We start from the raw sequence: 19660 nt of genomic DNA, 5'->3' as shown, positions 1-19660 counted from the left end.
TAGAACAGCTACCTTTGAGGGGTAGCTGTTTTTTTATTGTATTTATTTTTGGAATATTTACTCTTTTTTTGTGGACAGTATTTTTTTTGCGGGTTACTCTTGTATTAAGTACATAAATAAAATTTGTTTCTTGTGAGAAAGGGGGATGAATGATGTTAGAAAGAATGTCGTTTTTTGCGAAATTATGTAAAGTTGATGAAAATCCAGAACTAGGGATGTGGTTGCTATATGGCATCATTATTATATTAAGTGCACTTGTGTATAATTTAGGTTTTGCAAGAAAACTATCAATAATAAAAAATATAGTGATATATATATCGTTAGCGATTGGGTGTACAGTTTTAACTTTCTTTGCAGTTTTTTTACCTGTTGGAGAGGGCCTTGTTGTAGCGGCAATTGTACTTGGGATTTATAGGTTGCGTTTACGTCAAGCGAGACAACAAAAAGCAGGATGAGGGGGGAGTTTTATGCGTTCAGTACAAGATGCATTATATAATTGGTTAACAATTAAAACAGTTGCCGAAGCACGTCCAGATGATCGTGCTGCAAAAGAAACGTATTTGTTATTTCAAAATATGATATATGAGGAACATAAATTAAAGAATGTGGAAGTTAAAAAGAATGAAGAAATGTATTTGATTACATATGAAATGAATGGAGAAAGAAAATCTGTGAGGTTTCCGTTAGAAGCTATTGATTGCTTTTTGGATCAAATGAATCGTGAACCTGAAAAATATAAATAAGTCCTTATCTATATGATTAAGGACTTATTTACATTTTACCAATCGTCTTCGACTTTTTTATCACGATATAATCGGAAATTACCACTTGCATGACGTTCCATCGTACGTTCTGCAATTCGTTCCGAACATTCCATGCACATATATGTATGAATAGGGCGGTTACGTAGTTTTTTTGCCATAGGATTTTCATCATCTAACATATCTTTTTTATCACAAATCATACATTTGACTCTCATTTCGTCACCTCAATACGAATTCTATCAGTATAAGTATATCATGGAAGTGTAATATTTTTGAATAATAGCGGGAAAAAATAATATTTTCGCAATTCGAAAAATAAGTTATGATAAGGATATACTAATTATATTTGGAGGTGGAAATATGGCGAATGTAGTAGATCCTACATTAACAGATGATTTAGTACAAACGTTACGTAAAGAATGTATTGTTATGGTAGCAACAACAGACTTCGAAAAACAAGTTCCTAACGTAAGTGCTATTTCTTGGGTGTATGCAGTGAGTAAAACTAGTATTCGATTTGCAGTAGATCAACGTTCACGTATTGTGGAAAATATACGGCATAGTACTGGGCTAGTATTGACTATAATGGCGAATGAATCCGTATTTTCCATAAGTGGTACAGGTGAAATTTTGACTGATAGAATGGAAGGCATTCCTCTAAAATTAACTGTAATAGAAGTAAATGTACAAGAAGTACGTGATGTTATGTTTTATGGAGCGAAGCTTGCAACTGAGCCAACCTATGAAAAAACATATGATATTCGCGCAGCGAAAAAGCTGGATAACCAAGTGTTAGTAGGAATAAAAGAATTATAAATGTGATAAATAAGAAAATAAGTTATTAACTTTTGTAATCAGTTATTGTGATTTTATGTTAATAATTATAATTAAAAGTAATATATTGAATAGAAATGAATAAAAAATAAATAAAAGGTTTCATGGCTATGAATTTCGATTCTACCTCGTTTATACGGTACATATAATTATAACAATGGTTCGTCCATATTTTATGGATGAAACCCTTGTTCTACAAATTTAAAAGTGGAGTCAGGGGGTAACAGGTTGGATAAAATTTATGTGTTAGATACGAATGTACTTTTGCAGGATCCTTTATCTATTTTTTCATTTGAAACAAATGAAGTAGTGATTCCAGCAGTTGTATTAGAAGAGGTTGATTCGAAAAAACGTTATATGGATGAAGTAGGACGAAACGCTCGTTATGTATCTAAGTTAATAGACAAATTTCGTGAAATAGGAAAGCTGCATGAAAGTATTCCGTTAGAAAACGGCGGTACATTTCGTATTGAATTAAATCATCGTTCATTTGTTCAACTACAAGATATTTTTGTAGAAAAAACGAATGATAATCGAATTTTAGCTGTAGCAAAAAATCTATCTTTAGAAGAACAAGAAAAAGAGGACGGGAAGTCTGTTATTTTAGTAAGTAAAGACGTGCTCGTAAGGGTAAAAGCTGATGCAATTGGTTTGAAGGCGGAAGATTATTTAAGTGATCGTGTAATTGAAGTAGATAATATATATTCAGGATTTTTAGAAGGGTATATATCAAAAGAGCAATTAGATTATTTTTATGAAAAAGGTGAATTGCCTTTATCCGAAATTGCAAATCACCCTTTTTATCCAAATCAGTTTGTAGTAATGAAAGATGCATTAGGGGGATCTAGTTCAGCACTTGGCATTGTGGATCATTTAGGTAAGAAGGTAAAGAAACTTATTTTTCACAATGAACAAGTATGGGGGATACGACCACGAAATGTGCAGCAAATTATGGGATTAGAATTGTTGCTTCGTGAAGATATTCCGCTAGTAACGTTAACGGGGAAAGCTGGTACAGGAAAAACATTACTCGCGTTGGCTTCAGGACTCATGCAAACGGAAGATTTAGGACTATATAAAAAACTACTCGTTGCAAGGCCAATTGTTCCGGTCGGAAAAGATATCGGTTATTTACCAGGAGAAAAAGAAGAAAAGTTAAGACCATGGATGCAACCGATTTTTGATAATCTAGAGTATTTATTTAATACGAAAAAGCCAGGAGAGTTAGATGCTATTTTAGCTGGAATGGGTTCGATTGAAGTAGAGGCCCTTACCTATATACGTGGGAGAAGTATTCCAGATCAGTTCATTATAATTGATGAAGCACAAAATTTAACGAAGCATGAAGTGAAAACGATATTAACAAGGGTAGGAGAAAAAAGTAAAATTGTATTAATGGGAGATCCTCAGCAAATTGATCACCCGTATTTGGATGAATATAATAACGGTTTAACATATGTTGTAGAGAAGTTTAAAGAGCAACGTATTAGTGGTCATGTAAAGTTTGTTAAAGGGGAGCGGTCTAATTTAGCTCAACTTGCAGCAGATTTATTATAAAAGGAGTGAGCTGAGGCTCACTCCTTTTTCTTCCAAGTATACACTTTAAATAATTGTAAATTTACGGATGTTACGGATTGGATTTTGTCTATTAGATCCATCATTGTAATATAGATGAACAGGTCCATCCTCTTTTAATGGCTTTCCTTCTTTTGAAAAACCAAGAATAGCATTTTCTACAGTTTCTAATGGAAGTATTATTGTTTGATCTACTGTTTCAATTTCGACTTGCGTAGCGTCCTCTGAAATTTCGGCGTTAGCAAGAAATGGATGAAATGGTATACCGAATGTTCCGGTAATTAGTTGTTCTTTTTTATATTTCTTTACACTTTGTTGTATCGGTGGAAACGCAGCACCATCACGGATTTCGCGATCCCAATGCTCTGAAGTGTTTTTTAAATAAGCTTCTAGTTCTGAAGTGTTTTCTCTTGTTTCATCAAAGTAAGTTTTCAAATCTACTTTTCGATCATCAAAGATCCAAACAGTTGGATCGATAGTGATTGGAAAACGAACTTTTCCATTAATAAATAAAATTTCGCTCATTGTTGTTCCCCCATTTGTGTTATACTCCCACTTTTCAGTATAATAGCATTAGACACGGTTGTCACAAAAAATGTTTCTATTGCAATTTACTAAAACTATCGCTAATATTAATAGATAGGAGAGAGTAGGACGGAAACGGAGGGAATCAATTTGGCGTCTGAGACAGTATCAAATCATCAGGAAAAGGCACTAGCCCTTCTACAAGCGGATGCGGAGAAGATTTTAAGACTTATTAAGGTGCAAATGGACAATCTTACAATGCCGCAATGTCCATTATATGAAGAAGTGTTAGACACACAAATGTTTGGACTATCCCGCGAGGTCGATTTTGCAGTTCGCCTTGGTCTTATTGCAGAAGAACAAGGGAAAGCAATGTTAGGAGAGCTTGAACGTGAGTTATCTGCACTTCATGAAGCATTTACGAACAAACAACAATAACGGGTTCAAATAGGGGGGCTCAAACTGAAATAGTTTGGGCTTTTTATTTGTATAATAAAGCAGGAAGAATCAATGTACATATGGAATACAACAATAATTAAATTGAAACAGAAAGAGGAAATGAAATGAAAAGAGTATGGAAATCAATGGATTATTCATTATTACTTCCTCTTGTTATTTTATGTGTGTTGGGAGTTATAATGGTATATAGTTCTAGTTCCATTGTCGCGATTTCGTCGAAATATAACTGGCCAGCAGATCACTTTTTTAAAAAACAATTAGTTGCTCTTGCTATTGGAACAGTAATGCTAGTGATTGTTGCTGTAATTCCTTACAAATTTTGGAAGAAAAAAATAGTTCTTACAGCGATGGGGTTAGGGAGTCTGGGCTTACTAACAGCAGCTTTCCTTTTCGGTAAGGTAATCAATGGTGCAAAAGGATGGATACTAGGTATACAACCAGCTGAGTTTGTAAAAATAGCAGTTATTATTACGTTAGCAAGTTTTTTTGCTAAGAAACAAGAGAGGCAAACCCCTTTTTTCCAAGGGATAATACCTCCCTTATTTGTTGTCGGTGGATCGATGGTGTTAATTTTATTACAAAATGACTTAGGAACTGACATATTAATAGGTGGAACAGTGTTAATTATGTTCTTCTGTTCAGGAGTTAATGTTAACTTGTGGATAAAAAGATTTTTATTAACATCTGTCGTGTGGATACCGGCGTTGTATTTTATTGGGGACTATAAATTAAGTAAATACCAAAAAGCTCGATTTTCAGTTTTTCTTGATCCATTTAGTGATCCTCAAAATGATGGATTTCAATTAGTTAATTCCTTTATTGGAATAGCTTCAGGTGGCTTAAATGGTAGAGGATTGGGAAATAGTATACAAAAGTATGGCTACTTACCAGAGCCGCAAACGGATTTTATTATGGCGATTATATCTGAAGAACTAGGTTTTATAGGTGTAGCTATCATTTTAATCTGTTTACTACTTATTATCATTCGTTCGTTTAGAGTAGCGCAAAAATGTAAAGATCCATTTGGAAGTTTAATTGCAATCGGAATTGCAAGTTTAATTGGGATACAAACTTTTGTTAATGTTGGTGGTATGTCTGGATTAATACCACTTACAGGAGTACCTTTACCGTTTATTAGTTATGGTGGTAGTTCTTTATTGGCTAATCTAATTGCGATGGGTATATTATTAAATGTTGCTAGTCATGTAAAACGACAAGAGAAACAACAAAATGAGATAATGAAAGAAAGAGAGCAAGATGGACCGCGTCTTGTTGTAGTAAAATAAAAAACACATTGTGCTTTAGAGCGCGATGTGTTTTTTTTTATGTGCAAGAAACATTAAATAGGATACATTAATTGGTATATACACCAAAAAATATATCACATTAAATTAAATGTGATATACAATTAAGTTGTTAGAAAAGGAAGAGGTATGCTATACTATTTTTGTGAAACAAATTGATCAGAAAACTTATCATTTGTTAAAAAATAAGGTATGATGGATAAAAATAAAGTGAAGCTTTCTAAGTATAATATAATGTAGAAAGTGAAGAACTTCACGCTCTTTATGGTGTGTATATATTTTATCTCTAGAGTGGTAGGAAAGTAGAGGGGGAAAATCATGACAAAGCTGCAACGTATTCAAAAAGTATTGGTAGCTAACCGTGGAGAGATTGCAATTCGTGTGTTTCGAGCTTGTTCGGAACTTGGATTAAAAACAGTTGCAATCTATTCTAAAGAGGATAGTGGTTCTTATCATCGTTATAAAGCCGATGAGTCCTATTTAGTTGGGGAAGGGAAAAAGCCAATTGATGCTTATCTAGATATTGAGGGCATTATTGAGATTGCGAAAAGTAATCATGTAGATGCAATCCACCCTGGATATGGTTTCTTGTCAGAAAATATTCAATTCGCAAAACGTTGTGAAGAAGAAGGGATTATCTTTATTGGTCCAAAGAGTAAGCATTTAGATATGTTTGGAGATAAAGTGAAAGCAAGAACACAAGCGCAGCTAGCACAAATTCCAGTTATTCCTGGTAGTGATGGGCCGGTAAATTCAGTAGAAGAAGTTGGAGAATTTGCTGAAAAGTATGATTACCCGATTATTATTAAAGCTTCCCTTGGCGGTGGCGGTCGTGGTATGCGTATTGTACGTAGTAGTGAAGAATTAAGAGAATCGTATAATCGAGCGAAGTCAGAAGCGAAAGCAGCCTTTGGTAATGATGAAGTATACGTTGAAAAATTCGTTGAAAAACCTAAACATATAGAAGTTCAAATTTTAGCAGATGAAGAGGGCAATGTTGTTCATTTATACGAGCGTGACTGTTCTGTACAACGTCGTCACCAAAAAGTGGTAGAAATCGCACCTAGTGTGTCGCTTTCAGATGATTTGCGTCAGCGTATTTGTGATGCTGCTGTGAAATTAACAAAAAATGTAAATTATTTAAACGCAGGAACAGTAGAATTTCTTGTAAAAGGTGATGAGTTTTACTTTATTGAAGTAAATCCGCGTGTTCAAGTTGAACATACAATTACAGAAATGATCACAGGGGTAGATATCGTTCAATCGCAAATTTTAATAGCTGATGGACATGCATTACATAGTAAAATGGTAGGTGTTCCGAAGCAAGAGGAAGTAGTTGTTCATGGATTTGCGATCCAATCTCGTGTAACGACTGAGGACCCACTAAATAATTTCATGCCGGATACAGGGAAAATTATGGCATACCGATCAGGCGGTGGTTTCGGTGTTCGTCTTGATACAGGTAATAGTTTCCAAGGTGCTGTTATTACTCCGTACTATGATTCTTTACTTGTAAAAGTTACAACATGGGCACTTACTTTTGAACAAGCTGCTGCGAAAATGGAACGTAACTTAAAAGAATTCCGTATTCGTGGTATTAAAACAAATATTCCATTCCTAGAGAATGTAGTAAAACATAAAAACTTCTTATCAGGAGAATATGACACTTCATTTATTGATGCGTCACCTGAACTATTCCTGTTCCCGAAACGTAAAGACCGCGGAACAAAAATGTTAAATTACATTGGGTCAGTAACAGTAAATGGCTTCCCAGGAGTAGGGAAAAAAGAGAAACCAATTTTCCCGGATGCTCGTATACCGAATGTATTACACTCAGAGCCGATTCAAAATGGAACGAAACAAATTTTGGATGAGCGTGGAGCGGACGGATTAGTAAAATGGGTACAAGATCAAAAGCGTGTACTTTTAACGGATACAACATTCCGTGATGCGCATCAGTCATTACTTGCGACGCGTATTCGTACAAAAGATTTACATCAAATTGCAGAGCCGACAGCGAGAATGTTACCGAGCCTATTCTCAGCGGAAATGTGGGGTGGTGCAACGTTTGATGTTGCATATCGTTTCTTAAAGGAAGATCCATGGGAACGATTACTAGATCTTCGTGAAAAAATGCCAAACGTTTTATTCCAAATGTTACTTCGTTCTTCAAACGCAGTTGGTTACAAAAACTATCCGGATAATTTAATTCAAAAATTTGTGGAATGTTCTGCTCAAGCTGGAATTGATGTCTTCCGTATTTTTGATAGCTTAAACTGGGTAGAAGGTATGAGAGTTGCGATTGATGCTGTACGAGATACTGGTAAAATTGCAGAAGCAACAATGTGCTACACAGGAGATATTCATGATCCGTTACGTAGTAAATATGATTTAAATTACTATAAAAACTTAGCAAAAGAGTTAGAAGCATCAGGAGCACATATATTAGGAATTAAAGATATGGCAGGCTTATTAAAACCTAATGCGGCATATGATTTAGTTTCTGCATTAAAAGAGACGGTATCGATTCCGATTCACTTGCATACACACGATACGAGTGGAAATGGTATATTAACGTATACAAAGGCAATTGAAGCAGGTGTTGACATTGTCGATGTAGCAGTAAGTTCTATGGCTGGTCAAACGTCACAACCAAGTGCGAACACGCTATACTATGCATTAGGTGGAAACGAAAGACAGCCAGACGTTAATATAGATTCATTAGAAAAACTATCTCATTATTGGGAAGATGTACGTAAATACTACGCATCGTTTGAAAGTGGTATGAATGCACCTCATACAGAGGTATATATGCACGAAATGCCAGGCGGACAGTATAGTAATCTACAACAACAAGCGAAAGCGGTTGGTTTAGGAGATCGCTTCGATGAAGTGAAAGTAATGTACCGCCGTGTGAATGACATGTTTGGCGATATTGTTAAAGTAACACCATCATCTAAAGTTGTCGGTGATATGGCATTATTTATGGTTCAAAATCACTTAACAGAACAAGATGTTTTAGAGGGTGGGCATTCTATGGACTTCCCAGGATCTGTTGTTGAAATGTTCTCAGGAGATTTAGGACAACCGTATGGTGGTTTCCCGAAAAAGTTACAAGAAATTATTTTAAAAGGGAAAGAGCCATTAACAGTAAGACCGGGTGAATTATTACAGCCAGTAGATTTCGACGCGTTAAAAGAAGAGCTATTCCATAAGCTTGGACGCGAAGTGACGATTTTTGATGTTGTTGCATATGCATTATATCCAAAAGTATTTATGGATTACGAAAAAGTTGCTGAGCTTTATGGAAGTGTGTCTGTGCTTGATACACCGACATTCTTCTATGGTATGAGACTTGGTGAAGAAATTAATGTGGAAATCGAACAAGGTAAAACATTGATGGTTAAACTAGTATCAATCGGAGAGCCTCAGCCAGATGGAAATCGTATTCTTTACTTGGAGTTTAACGGTCAACCACGTGAGATTGTTGTGAAAGACGAAAGTGTGAAAGCAACAGTGGCACAACGTGTGAAAGGAAACCGTGAAAATCCAAACCACATTAGTGCAACAATGCCGGGAACGGTTATTAAAGTAGTTGTAAAAGAAGGCGATGAAGTGAAAAAAGGCGATTCTATGGCAATTACAGAAGCGATGAAAATGGAAACGACAGTTCAAGCGCCGTTCAATGGTAAAGTGAAAAAAGTATATGTTAACGATGGAGATGCAATTCAAACGGGTGACTTACTCATTGAATTAGATCACTAAAAAAGAAAAAGAGCTGTGTAAATGCAGCTCTTTTTCTTAATTGTAAAAAAAAACACCTTGCCAATTCGGCAAGGTATTTTAATTTATTTTGTTTGTTTAGAAGTTGATTCAGCTTCTTTTGCATTCACTTTACTTCTTGTTCCTAACATAACTAAATAGCATAGTACAGCAAACAAGCAAGAAATGAATAGAGAATGTAATAAAGCCATTGCTAAACTAGCATTTGTAAATACGACTAAAATTCCTACTATGGCTTGAAGTGTAACAAGGATAAATGAAATGATCCATCCCCAGTATACGACAGGCTGCTGCTTGTAATGGCGAATAGCGAGAATCATCGCGTATAGTATCCACACAAAGATTAACATGGCTGCCAATCTATGTCCCATTTGAACCCACTCATGTAGTTGAGTCGGCATAGGTCTATTTTTGCTACATAAAGGGAAGTCTGGACAGGCCAAGCTAGCTCGTTCGTGACGTACTAAAGCTCCTGTGTAGACAACGAGATAACAGTAAATTGTTACACCATAAATATGAAATTTCATTTTTTTGTCCATAATAAGTGAACGTGCATCAAATTTCTGGTCAATTTCAAAGATGAGACACGTTAATAAAATGACAGAAGCAAATGAAATTAAGGAAATACCAAAATGGATAGCAAGTACAGCTGGCATTTGCCCCCAGACAACTGCAGCGGCTCCCATTAATGCTTGTGCAACTAAAAATACGAAGGATAAAATTGCTAACGTTTTTGTTTCGCGCACATGTTTATAATATTTCCAGGACAAAATACAAAGGAGAGTGACAAGAATTCCTGCTGATCCTGATGTAAGGCGGTGACTTAGTTCAATAATAGTTTCCATTGATAAATTAGATGGAACAAATTCACCGTTACAAAGTGGCCATGATTTACCGCAGCCTTGGCCGGAACCTGTTTTTGTAACTAAAGCGCCTCCTAATAAAACTATTAATAAATCAAGACTTGTAATGACTGCTAACCATTTAATAAAGCGTTGCAATCTATTTCACCATCTTTCTGCTATGAAGTTATTGCGGAATATTTTCATTCCATTATGTATAGAATAAAACGCGCTAGTTCCTATGATATATAAAAAATAATAAAATAGCAAAGAAATGGCGGGGGAAGACAGGGGAGAGAAGATCGGTGTGGAAATAGAATATATAAGGAAATTTTTGGTTGAAAAACAGGCTATTTTGAAAAGAAATGGGGAGAATACGTGTTAAATGTGACAAAAAAGTTTATTATAGAAGGTAACATCATGTTATGATAAGGGTAAGTCAGAATTCAGTTTTTTATATTCGACACAAAAAGTTCATGTTTTCTTCACAAAATGTTCGGGAAATATGATTTAATATATTGGAGTATGGGCGTAGATTAGTAGTAGAATGGGTTAACAATATTTCTACTGTAATAATATTGCTATATAAAAGCGAATTATTTCATTCGAAATAGACGCAAAAAAGAAAGATGAAAGTTTTAAGAGGGGGTTAAAGTGATGAACCATGCAACAACTGAGCTGCATGATGAGTCTGCTGTTACAAGCGTACCGGAAACAACTCGGCTACAAGATTTAAAAGCACTCGTTAAAATGGGGATTGTAAACTCAAATACACTTACTGTATTTACAGGATTTTGGTTGGCGTTACACTTTAATGGATTAAGTGTAATGGACAATCTGGATAAGCTATTTTTTACAATCGTTGGTTCTGGATTAGTTATGGCAGGGGTATGTTGTTTAAACAACTACATTGATCGAGACATCGATCCATTAATGGAAAGAACAAAGAACCGTCCAACGGTTACTGGAAAGTATAAACCAGGATTTGCACTTACATTTGGATTAGTTATATTACTTCTTGGGTTTGTATTTTTATTATTAACAACACCAATGGCAGTGTTAATGGGATTTATTGGTGCTTTCACATATGTTGTTCTATATACTTTATGGACAAAGAGAAAGTATACACTAAATACTGTTGTAGGTAGTATATCTGGAGCAGTTCCACCTTTAATTGGATGGGCAGCAATCGATCCATCTTTAGGCCATCCAATTGCTTGGATGCTATTTTTAATTATGTTTATTTGGCAAATCCCACATTTCCTTGCATTAGCGATGAAACGTGTTGATGAATATCGAAATGCAGGAATTCCAATGCTTCCTGTAGTTCATGGATTTGAAATTACGAAACGCCAAATTATGATTTGGACAGTATGTTTATTACCACTACCATTTTATATGAGTGGACTAGGGATAACATTTATGGTAATTGCAACATTGCTTAACATCGGTTGGATCGTTTTAGGGTTTTATGGCTTCCGTAAGCAAGATGACATCAAATGGTCTGTACAAATGTTTGTTTATTCCCTAAATTATTTAACAATCTTATTTGTATTAATGATTGTAGTTACATTCTTCTAAGACAACGACATAAATGGATTTCTTTACGTTGAGATTTACTTTACTTAACTATAAAGTACAATCTAATTCACAAGGAAAGTGGGGGTTGTTTGTATGAAGAAACAGTGGCGACTGCTTTCGTTCGTTTCACTGCTGGCTTTACTGTTAGGGGGATGCGGTAAAGCCTTTCAATCTACTTTAATTCCGCAAGGAGAAGTAGCAAAAATGCAATATGATTTGCTCTTACTAGCAACTGCGATCATGGTAGGAGTAGTACTAGTAGTTACTATTATTTTCTTATATGTAATTGTGCGTTTCCGACAAAAGAAAGGCCAGGAAGATTATATTCCGGAGCAAGTTGAAGGGAATCACAAACTAGAAATTATATGGACAGTTATTCCGATTATTCTTTTGTTAATCTTAGCTGTTCCGACGGTTACATATACATTCAAACTTGCTGATGTAAGTGCGATGGAGAAAAAGAATATTGATAAAGATACTATCGTTGTTGATGTAACAGCGAATCTTTATTGGTGGGAATTTTCTTATAAATCAGAAAAAATAGTAACTTCTCAAGATTTAGTCATCCCCACAGGTAAGAAAGTGTATTTGAATTTGAAGGGTGCCGATATTAAACACTCATTTTGGGTTCCGTCTTTAGCTGGAAAAATGGATACAAATACAGACAATGTGAACAAAATGTGGTTAAAGGCAGATAAATCGGGCACTTATAATGGTTTTTGTACAGAATTTTGCGGTCCATCACATTCTTTAATGCAATTCAAAGTGAAAGCTTTAGATGAAAGCGAGTACAAAAAGTGGCTTGCTGATATGAAGAAGATTGATGGGAAGAAAGAAGTAGCTTCAACAAAGGCGCAAGAGGGCCAAGAAATATTTAATAAAAGCTGTATTGGTTGTCACGCAGTTGGATCTAATGATAGTAGACCACCTTCCGCTCGTATCGCACCAAACTTAGCAAACTTTGCGGATCGCGATATGGTTGCCGGTATTGCCGAAAACAATGAAGAAAACTTAAAAAAATGGCTGAAAGATCCTGAAAATATGAAACCAGGAAATAAAATGACTGGTAAATATGGCAACTTAACGGATGATCAAATTGATGCATTAAATGCATACTTACAAACGTTAAAAGTTGAAAAGTAAAGAGGGATTATTCGCGAAGGGGAGGTTGAAAACGTGAGTTCTGTAGCAAAAAAACAGGGGATGGGTGCTGTCATATGGGATTATTTAACGACAGTAGACCATAAAAAGATTGCCATTCTCTATTTAATTGCAGGTGGATTGTTTTTTATAATAGGCGGAATAGAAGCTCTATTTATTCGCCTTCAATTAGCGATTCCTAACAACGCTTTTCTTGTTGGGGATGCTTATAATCAAGTATTAACGATGCACGGTACAACAATGATTTTCCTCGCAGCTATGCCACTCGTGTTTGCATTTATGAACGCCGCTGTACCACTTCAAATTGGTGCACGTGATGTAGCGTTCCCGTTTTTGAATTCACTCGGATTTTGGTTATTTTTCTTTGGTGGAGTATTTTTAAATTTAAGTTGGTTTTTAGGTGGAGCACCTGATGCAGGATGGACATCTTATGCATCTTTAGCTCTAGCCTCAAAAGGCCATGGTGTTGATTTTTATGTACTCGGATTGCAAATCTCCGGTATTGGTACATTAATTGGAGGTATTAACTTCCTTGTAACCATTATTAATATGCGTGCGCCAGGAATGACGTATATGCGTATGCCAATGTTTACATGGACGACATTTGTAACATCTTCGTTAATATTATTCGCTTTTCCGCCGTTAACTGTAGGATTAGGACTTTTAATGTTAGATCGTTTATTTGGAACAAGTTTCTTTAATCCAGCATTGGGCGGGAATACAATTATATGGGAGCATTTATTCTGGATTTTCGGTCATCCAGAAGTATACATTCTTATACTCCCAGCTTTCGGAATATTCTCAGAAATCTTCGCGACATTTTCGAAAAAGCGATTATTTGGTTATTCATCGATGGTGTTTGCGACAGTATTAATTGGATTCTTAGGATTTATGGTATGGGCGCATCATATGTTTACTGTTGGGCTTGGTCCAGTCGCAAATGCTATTTTCTCAGTTGCAACAATGGCGATTGCGGTTCCGACCGGTATTAAAATATTCAACTGGCTCTTTACGATGTGGGGCGGAAGTATTCGTTTTACGACACCGATGATGTGGGCAGTAGCTTTCATTCCATCATTCGTAATGGGAGGAGTTACAGGTGTTATGCTAGCATCTGCGCCTGCTGATTATCAATTTCATGACAACTATTTCGTAGTAGCGCACTTTCATTATGTAATCGTCGGCGGTGTTGTATTTGGTTTACTTGCAGGAGCTCATTATTATTGGCCACTGATGTTTAATAAAGTATTGAATGAAACGTTAGGAAAGATAACATTTTGGCTATTCTTTATCGGTTTCCATTTAACGTTCTTCATTCAGCATTTCCTTGGATTGATTGGTATGCCGCGTCGTTACTACACATATCTTGAAGGTCAAGGGTTGGAAATGGGGAATATGATTAGTTCTATTGGAGCGGTATTTATGGCTCTTGGAACGATTGTTCTTCTATTCAATGTAATCAAAACAACAGTATCAAAAGAAAAGGCTGGTCGTGATCCATGGGATGCACGTACATTAGAATGGACAATGCCAGCACCTACACCGGAATATAACTTTAAACAATTGCCATTTGTTCGCGGATTAGATCCGTTTTGGATTGAAAAACGTGAAGGGAATAAAGAGATGACCGCGGCGGAACCAGTTGGTGATATTCATATGCCAAATCCATCGTTTTCACCATTTATCATTTCTTTAGGATTGTTTATAGCGGCATTCGGTGCAATGTATATGCAGGGTGGAAAAGATAAGTTTTGGTTATTAGTAGCAATTATCGGTTTAATCATTACATTTGGCACAATGTTCCTACGTTCAGTAATCGATGATCATGGATATCATATTCATAAGGAAGATTTAGAAGATAAGGGGGGCAAGGCATAATGCATGTAGATGAAAAATTAACGAATGAAACATTTCCAGCAGAGCCTGAAAAAGCAACCCTTGAGGGGAAAAATAAGTTTGTCGGTTTTTGGTTATTTCTTGGAGGCGAAACAGTATTGTTCGCTTCCTTATTTGGCACATATTTAGCGTTAAAGAATTCTACAAATGGTGGACCAACATCTCAAGAGATGTTCCAAATGCCACTCGTTTTCATTATGACGATGCTTTTATTAACGAGTAGTTTAACGAGCGTTTATGCGATGTATCATATGAAAAACTTTAACTTTAAAAAAATGCAACTTTGGCTACTAGTAACAGTGTTGCTAGGTTTAGGGTTTTTAGCATTTGAGATATATGAGTTTTATCATTATACGCATGAATTTAAGCATACTATGAGGAGTAGTGCATTTGGTTCCGCGTTTTATGCTCTTGTTGGTACACATGGTCTCCACGTATTGTTTGGATTATGTTGGATTTTAACATTAATCTTTAGAAATGCGAAGAGAGGTCTAAATTTATACAATGCACCGAAGTTTTATGTTGCATCGATTTATTGGCACTTTATTGACGTAGTTTGGGTGTTTATTTTCACTGTAGTATATTTGATGGGAATGGTGGGATAAACAATGGCGATAAAGCAAACGAATAATCCTAAAGTTGATCTTGTTTATCGGAAGAGAAAAAGTGCGGAGGAAATGAAGCATCAAGTTATTACATTTGCATTAATGATTTTTTTAACATTAGTTGCATTTGCAGCAGTCGCATATCCGAAAACTTTTAGTCCGACTTTCTCAGTACCATTTATTTTACTATTAGCAGTGGTACAAGTAATTTTTCAATTGTATTATTTTATGCATATGAGTCATAAAGGACATGAAGCGGCAAGTTTCTTTCTTTATTCTGGTCTGTTGATCGGGTTAATTACAATTTTAGCTTTTATGACAATTGTGTGGATTTGAAAAGTGAAAAATAAGGGAGCTTGTGTTGTCACAGCTCCCTCTTCTTATTATGTGAAAGGATAACCTTAAGAAGGTAGGTGTAACAATGAGTAACTTGTGGATATTTGGTTTTCAAGCTCTATGGAGTCCAATCTTTTTATTATTTATGCTTTCGATTCTTATTGGGTACTTTTTAATTATTGGGCCATATAGAATGCGATTTGAAAATGCGAGGAAGGTAAGTAAGAAGCAAATTTTTTATTTTACGACCGGGATTGTTCTTTTGTATTTTGTAAAGGGAGGGCCTATTGATTTAATTGGTCATATTATATTTAGTGCACATATGTTTGAAATGGCAGTTATGTATATTGCAGTTCCACCGTTATTGTTGCTTGGTATACCAGATTGGTTATATCTTTATATTACTTCTTTTAAGTTCGTTCAAATTATATTAAAGATATTTGCTAAACCACTTATTGGATTGTTTGTATTTAATGGCCTGTTTTCTTTTTATCATTTACCAGTTGTTTTTGATACAGTAAAACAAAGTCAAATTGCTCATCCTATTTGTCTCGCTATATTGTTCTTTACGGCAATCATGATGTGGTGGCCGATGCTAAATCCATTACCAGAATATCAAACGTTAAGTGATATAAAGAAACTTGGTTATATGTTTGCTAACGGTATATTATTAACGCCAGCTTGCGCGTTAATCATTTTTGCGACTGCACCGTTATTCGCAACGTATACGGATCCGGCTGCTTGGATGAAGGCGATGGAACTTTGTGTACCAGCGGGAACTTTATCAGATTTAAATATAACGGGACCAGAATTTTTACACTGGATGCCAGTCGTACAAGACCAACAAACAGGCGGCATCATTATGAAAATTGTCCAGGAAATAGTGTATGGCACAATTATAGGCTATGTATTCTTTCGATGGGCGCGTCGAGAGCGTGAAAAGGATAAAGAGCAGTTGCAACAATTGCCGCCGTATTTACAGACTAAGTAAAAAAGTGTATGGGTTTCCATGCACTTTTTTAGTTTTAGTAAACTGTAAAAAGATTGAATTTTCAATTTATTAATGTTAAGTTAGTGTAGGCATGTACTAAAAGTGGATATAAGATTTACTACTAGCTTTAATACGTAATGATTCCATGTGTAGTGCAAGTTTTTTAGAGAGTTACAAATTTATATTGTTATCTTTAATAAACAAGAACTATTTTAAGGGGGAATTTAAATGGGTAGTAGTGGAAGTATGGTAAAGCCAATTAGTGGTTTTTTAACAGCATTAATACAATATCCAGTACCAGTAGTAGAGTCACGTGCAGACATTGATAAACAAATTAAACAGATCATAAAAACAATTCATTCAACTAAATCAGGGTATCCTGGATTGGAATTGATAGTATTTCCAGAATATAGTACACAAGGGCTTAATACAAAAAAATGGACTACAGAAGAGTTTTTATGTACAGTTCCTGGGCCGGAAACAGACTTGTTTGCTGAGGCATGTAAAGAGTCTGAGATATATGGTGTTTTTTCTATAATGGAAAGAAATCCTGATGGTGGAGAACCGTATAATACAGCAATAATTATTGATCCACAAGGTGAAATGATTTTGAAGTATCGTAAGCTAAATCCTTGGGTGCCAGTCGAACCTTGGAAAGCTGGAGATTTAGGCTTACCTGTTTGTGATGGACCTGGAGGAAGTAAATTAGCTGTTTGTATTTGTCATGATGGTATGTTTCCTGAAGTAGCTCGTGAAGCAGCTTATAAAGGTGCAAATGTCTTGATTCGTATTTCTGGATATAGCACACAAGTTAGTGAACAATGGATGTTAACTAATCGTTCGAATGCATGGCAAAACTTAATGTATACATTGTCAGTGAACTTAGTGGGTTATGATGGGGTATTTTATTACTTTGGTGAAGGACAAGTATGTAATTTTGATGGGACTACTTTAGTGCAGGGACACCGAAATCCTTGGGAGATTGTTACTGCCGAAGTATATCCTAATCTAGCAGATCAGGCTAGATTAGGATGGGGTCTCGAAAATAATATATATAATTTAGGTTCAAGGGGATATGTAGCGACTCCTGGAGGGGTGAAAGAAAACCCGTATACGTTTGTAAAAGATTTAGCTGAAGGTAAATATAAGGTTCCTTGGGAAGATGAGATTAAAGTAAAGGATGGAACTATTTATGGGTATCCAGTCAAAAAGACGATTCATTCTTAAGTAAGATAAATAGAAAAAGCGCATCAATATGATGCGCTTTTTCTATTTACTCAATGATTTGGAATTCTTTTAACTCTTTTTCGATATTTTGTAGGAGTTGTTCGCTTTTTTGAAGTACATTCGTTGGGAAAGTTTCACCATCACCATATTCAACGCCGTGAGGATAATAATGTTTTCCTAATAAGGGAGGAAGTAGCTTTATTTCAGCGTGTCTGCTACCAACATCACCTTCAACAGCCAAACCTTGTACGCGCAAATAATAAATATCATTTAATATTTCGAATTTATAATCGTATGTAACTCGTTCATAATCCCACTGTCCAGCAAGTACAAAATGGTTCTTTTCCATAATCTCTGTTAATAGTGTTAACTCAACGACTGCCCCATTAAATTTCGTATTTGTAAATTGCATATAATACCTCCTCTTTTCATGTTACATCATTATTTTTATAATAGTATGAATAATAAGAAAGTGCAATTCATATTGAGAGAAAAGGTAGAATCCAGACTTTTTTTGCGAAAATATGATATAGTGAAAAGAGTACGGTACACACAAAAAAAGGAAAGAAAAGGATTTGTGTATATCTCAATTTTATGTTTTGTGCAGGAGGTATATCGATTGAAGAAATTATTGCGTATCGTAATGATTACATTTTTAATTTTAGCTGTTGATTTATACGGGAAATTACTCGTTTCACAATATATATTAACCCCATCTCAATCAAAGCAAGAAAATAAAATTGTGAAAAAGAAAAAACAAGTAAATGAAGACTCTTCCGATACTGTTTTAAATATGATTGGTGGGGACTCTGAAAATTTATTAGCAAAATGGGGCGAACCATCTCGAATAGAGCCATCTGCTTACGGATATGAATGGTGGGTATATAATCAAGATTTAACTAAGTATGTGCAATTTGGAGTTGCAGAACGAAAAGTTGTAACGGCGTATGTTGCTGGTGAGCAAGTTAAGGTGCCGCCTTATTATATAAATGAAAAGTATGAAGAAGTTTATAAAAAGAATCCACTCTCGCATGAGATTTCGTTAAAAAGAGGGAAAAATAGTTATCAATTTGAGTTATCTGACACGGAAGTGATGGAACAACCATTAATACCTGTAGAAGATGGCTGGGCACAATTATATTTTGATCATTTTACACATGAGCTTGTTGGTGTTCGTTATATGGATGATGAAACGTTATTACGCCAAAGACCGTATCAGCTTGTTTATTCGGGTGAATTACTAGCTGAACAACCATTGACTCCAGATAAAATGAAACAAATAGAGAATGGGAATATGCAACAAATTTTTGATTTAACAAATATTATTCGAAGTCGCCATAAGTTACCGCTGTTAGCTTGGGATCAACAAACAGCAGAGGTGGCTATAGGGCATAGTAAAGATATGAAGAATAATAATTACTTTTCACACGATTCACCTACACTAGGTACGTTAGGAGATCGTTTACAGCGCGGGAAAGTAGGGTTTCAACTTGCTGGTGAGAACATAGCGGCGCAACATAGTGATGGAATTGCGGCGGTGCAAGGTTGGTTAAATAGTGAAGGGCATAGAAAGAATGTATTAAATGAACAATTTACAGGATTAGGTGTTGGGGTATACGATAAGTTTTATACACAAAACTTTATTCGAAAATAAAGTGAAATTTTAAGTTGTGTAGGGGACACCTCACGTTTAAGTACTTCGTATTCACTGAAGTGTAGGTCGGAATCTTACCGTATGCAAATAGCAGGATAAAAAGGTGCATGAATCGTCTAAAAA

Annotated in this window: 19 protein-coding genes; 15 read left to right on the top strand and 4 right to left on the bottom strand. The window is 35.5% G+C overall.

Annotated features, from left to right (window positions below):
• Positions 1-152: 152 nt before the first annotated feature.
• On the top strand, positions 153-455 hold the full coding sequence (locus QCI41_RS10125; protein ID WP_000893656.1) for a YlaH-like family protein: 303 nt from the start codon (positions 153-155) through the stop codon (positions 453-455).
• A gap of 12 nt (positions 456-467) precedes the next feature.
• The gene (locus QCI41_RS10120; RefSeq protein ID WP_353837533.1) at positions 468-743 is read left to right on the top strand and encodes a hypothetical protein; all 276 of its coding nucleotides are present in this window, start codon (positions 468-470) and stop codon (positions 741-743) included.
• A gap of 35 nt (positions 744-778) precedes the next feature.
• Here the strand turns inward: QCI41_RS10120 and QCI41_RS10115 are convergent, their stop codons facing one another.
• Positions 779-979 (bottom strand): YlaI family protein, encoded by a 201-nt coding sequence (locus QCI41_RS10115; protein ID WP_001995040.1) that lies wholly within the window; start codon positions 977-979, stop codon positions 779-781.
• 145 nt (positions 980-1124) lie between these two features.
• Here QCI41_RS10115 and QCI41_RS10110 point away from each other — a divergent pair, with 145 nt between their 5' ends.
• Together QCI41_RS10110 and QCI41_RS10105 are read left to right on the top strand one after the other, a co-directional pair.
• A complete protein-coding gene (locus QCI41_RS10110; protein ID WP_353837534.1) occupies positions 1125-1580 on the top strand; it encodes a pyridoxamine 5'-phosphate oxidase family protein in 456 nt (151 codons plus the stop codon).
• 246 nt (positions 1581-1826) lie between these two features.
• Positions 1827-3155, top strand: a complete 1329-nt coding sequence (locus QCI41_RS10105; protein ID WP_000358079.1) for a PhoH family protein — start codon at positions 1827-1829, stop codon at positions 3153-3155.
• A 45-nt stretch (positions 3156-3200) separates the two neighbouring features.
• Here the strand turns inward: QCI41_RS10105 and QCI41_RS10100 are convergent, their stop codons facing one another.
• A complete protein-coding gene (locus QCI41_RS10100) occupies positions 3201-3698 on the bottom strand; it encodes a molybdopterin-binding protein (protein ID WP_046957427.1) in 498 nt (165 codons plus the stop codon).
• A 150-nt stretch (positions 3699-3848) separates the two neighbouring features.
• Here QCI41_RS10100 and QCI41_RS10095 point away from each other — a divergent pair, with 150 nt between their 5' ends.
• The 3 genes from QCI41_RS10095 to pyc all read left to right on the top strand — a co-directional run bounded on the left by QCI41_RS10095 (position 3849) and on the right by pyc (position 9226).
• Positions 3849-4136, top strand: a complete 288-nt coding sequence (locus tag QCI41_RS10095; RefSeq protein ID WP_000135698.1) for an Fpa/YlaN family protein — start codon at positions 3849-3851, stop codon at positions 4134-4136.
• Between the two features lie 125 nt (positions 4137-4261).
• Complete coding sequence (gene ftsW, locus QCI41_RS10090; RefSeq protein WP_046957426.1) at positions 4262-5443, top strand: putative lipid II flippase FtsW; 1182 nt, start codon at positions 4262-4264, stop codon at positions 5441-5443.
• 336 nt (positions 5444-5779) lie between these two features.
• A complete protein-coding gene (pyc, locus tag QCI41_RS10085; RefSeq protein ID WP_353837535.1) occupies positions 5780-9226 on the top strand; it encodes a pyruvate carboxylase in 3447 nt (1148 codons plus the stop codon).
• Positions 9227-9309: 83 nt separating this feature from the next.
• Here pyc and ctaA read toward each other — a convergent pair whose 3' ends face one another.
• Entirely contained in the window at positions 9310-10245 is a 936-nt protein-coding gene (ctaA, locus tag QCI41_RS10080) for a heme A synthase (RefSeq protein ID WP_063221194.1), read from the bottom strand.
• A gap of 498 nt (positions 10246-10743) precedes the next feature.
• On the opposite strand from ctaA, the gene ctaB reads away from it, so the two are divergent.
• The 7 genes from ctaB to QCI41_RS10045 all read left to right on the top strand — a co-directional run bounded on the left by ctaB (position 10744) and on the right by QCI41_RS10045 (position 17883).
• Positions 10744-11667: a protoheme IX farnesyltransferase gene (gene ctaB / locus QCI41_RS10075; protein ID WP_353837536.1), complete on the top strand. Its 924-nt coding sequence runs from the start codon at positions 10744-10746 to the stop codon at positions 11665-11667.
• A gap of 93 nt (positions 11668-11760) precedes the next feature.
• A complete protein-coding gene (coxB, locus tag QCI41_RS10070) occupies positions 11761-12810 on the top strand; it encodes a cytochrome c oxidase subunit II (protein ID WP_000745278.1) in 1050 nt (349 codons plus the stop codon).
• Positions 12811-12870: 60 nt separating this feature from the next.
• A complete protein-coding gene (gene ctaD / locus QCI41_RS10065; protein WP_000501451.1) occupies positions 12871-14706 on the top strand; it encodes a cytochrome c oxidase subunit I in 1836 nt (611 codons plus the stop codon).
• Entirely contained in the window at positions 14706-15329 is a 624-nt protein-coding gene (gene ctaE / locus QCI41_RS10060) for a cytochrome c oxidase subunit III (RefSeq protein WP_000557858.1), read from the top strand. The genes ctaD and ctaE overlap by 1 nt, the downstream gene beginning before the upstream one ends.
• Positions 15330-15332: 3 nt before the next feature.
• Positions 15333-15665 (top strand): cytochrome c oxidase subunit IVB, encoded by a 333-nt coding sequence (gene ctaF, locus QCI41_RS10055; RefSeq protein ID WP_000985699.1) that lies wholly within the window; start codon positions 15333-15335, stop codon positions 15663-15665.
• Between the two features lie 85 nt (positions 15666-15750).
• A complete protein-coding gene (ctaG, locus tag QCI41_RS10050; protein WP_353837537.1) occupies positions 15751-16656 on the top strand; it encodes a cytochrome c oxidase assembly factor CtaG in 906 nt (301 codons plus the stop codon).
• Between the two features lie 228 nt (positions 16657-16884).
• Positions 16885-17883, top strand: a complete 999-nt coding sequence (locus QCI41_RS10045) for a formamidase (RefSeq protein ID WP_353837538.1) — start codon at positions 16885-16887, stop codon at positions 17881-17883.
• Between the two features lie 46 nt (positions 17884-17929).
• On the opposite strand, the gene QCI41_RS10040 is transcribed toward QCI41_RS10045, so the two are convergent.
• A complete protein-coding gene (locus QCI41_RS10040) occupies positions 17930-18295 on the bottom strand; it encodes a YugN family protein (protein WP_353837539.1) in 366 nt (121 codons plus the stop codon).
• A gap of 207 nt (positions 18296-18502) precedes the next feature.
• Between QCI41_RS10040 and QCI41_RS10035 the strand changes: the two genes are divergently transcribed.
• Positions 18503-19537: a CAP domain-containing protein gene (locus QCI41_RS10035; RefSeq protein WP_353837540.1), complete on the top strand. Its 1035-nt coding sequence runs from the start codon at positions 18503-18505 to the stop codon at positions 19535-19537.
• Positions 19538-19660: the final 123 nt, after the last annotated feature.

Source organism: Bacillus cereus group sp. MG4 (assembly GCF_040460055.1).
GTDB lineage: Bacteria > Bacillota > Bacilli > Bacillales > Bacillaceae_G > Bacillus_A > Bacillus_A wiedmannii.
The sequence above is the reverse complement of the archived record's forward strand: the minus strand, read 5'-3'. Positions and strand labels throughout refer to the sequence as shown.

Excerpts from the sequence above, each read along its gene's own strand:
- QCI41_RS10040 (WP_353837539.1), bottom strand. The coding sequence starts at position 18,295 with ATGCAATTTACAAATACGAAATTTAATGGGGCAGTCGTTGAGTTAACA.
- ctaD (WP_000501451.1), top strand. The coding sequence starts at position 12,871 with ATGGGTGCTGTCATATGGGATTATTTAACGACAGTAGACCATAAAAAG.
- QCI41_RS10110 (WP_353837534.1), top strand. The coding sequence starts at position 1,125 with ATGGCGAATGTAGTAGATCCTACATTAACAGATGATTTAGTACAAACG.
- ctaG (WP_353837537.1), top strand. The coding sequence starts at position 15,751 with ATGAGTAACTTGTGGATATTTGGTTTTCAAGCTCTATGGAGTCCAATC.
- QCI41_RS10100 (WP_046957427.1), bottom strand. The coding sequence starts at position 3,698 with ATGAGCGAAATTTTATTTATTAATGGAAAAGTTCGTTTTCCAATCACT.
- QCI41_RS10125 (WP_000893656.1), top strand. The coding sequence starts at position 153 with ATGTTAGAAAGAATGTCGTTTTTTGCGAAATTATGTAAAGTTGATGAA.
- QCI41_RS10045 (WP_353837538.1), top strand. The coding sequence starts at position 16,885 with ATGGGTAGTAGTGGAAGTATGGTAAAGCCAATTAGTGGTTTTTTAACA.
- coxB (WP_000745278.1), top strand. The coding sequence starts at position 11,761 with ATGAAGAAACAGTGGCGACTGCTTTCGTTCGTTTCACTGCTGGCTTTA.
- QCI41_RS10120 (WP_353837533.1), top strand. The coding sequence starts at position 468 with ATGCGTTCAGTACAAGATGCATTATATAATTGGTTAACAATTAAAACA.
- ftsW (WP_046957426.1), top strand. The coding sequence starts at position 4,262 with ATGAAAAGAGTATGGAAATCAATGGATTATTCATTATTACTTCCTCTT.
- QCI41_RS10115 (WP_001995040.1), bottom strand. The coding sequence starts at position 979 with ATGAGAGTCAAATGTATGATTTGTGATAAAAAAGATATGTTAGATGAT.
- ctaE (WP_000557858.1), top strand. The coding sequence starts at position 14,706 with ATGCATGTAGATGAAAAATTAACGAATGAAACATTTCCAGCAGAGCCT.
- pyc (WP_353837535.1), top strand. The coding sequence starts at position 5,780 with ATGACAAAGCTGCAACGTATTCAAAAAGTATTGGTAGCTAACCGTGGA.
- ctaF (WP_000985699.1), top strand. The coding sequence starts at position 15,333 with ATGGCGATAAAGCAAACGAATAATCCTAAAGTTGATCTTGTTTATCGG.
- ctaB (WP_353837536.1), top strand. The coding sequence starts at position 10,744 with ATGAACCATGCAACAACTGAGCTGCATGATGAGTCTGCTGTTACAAGC.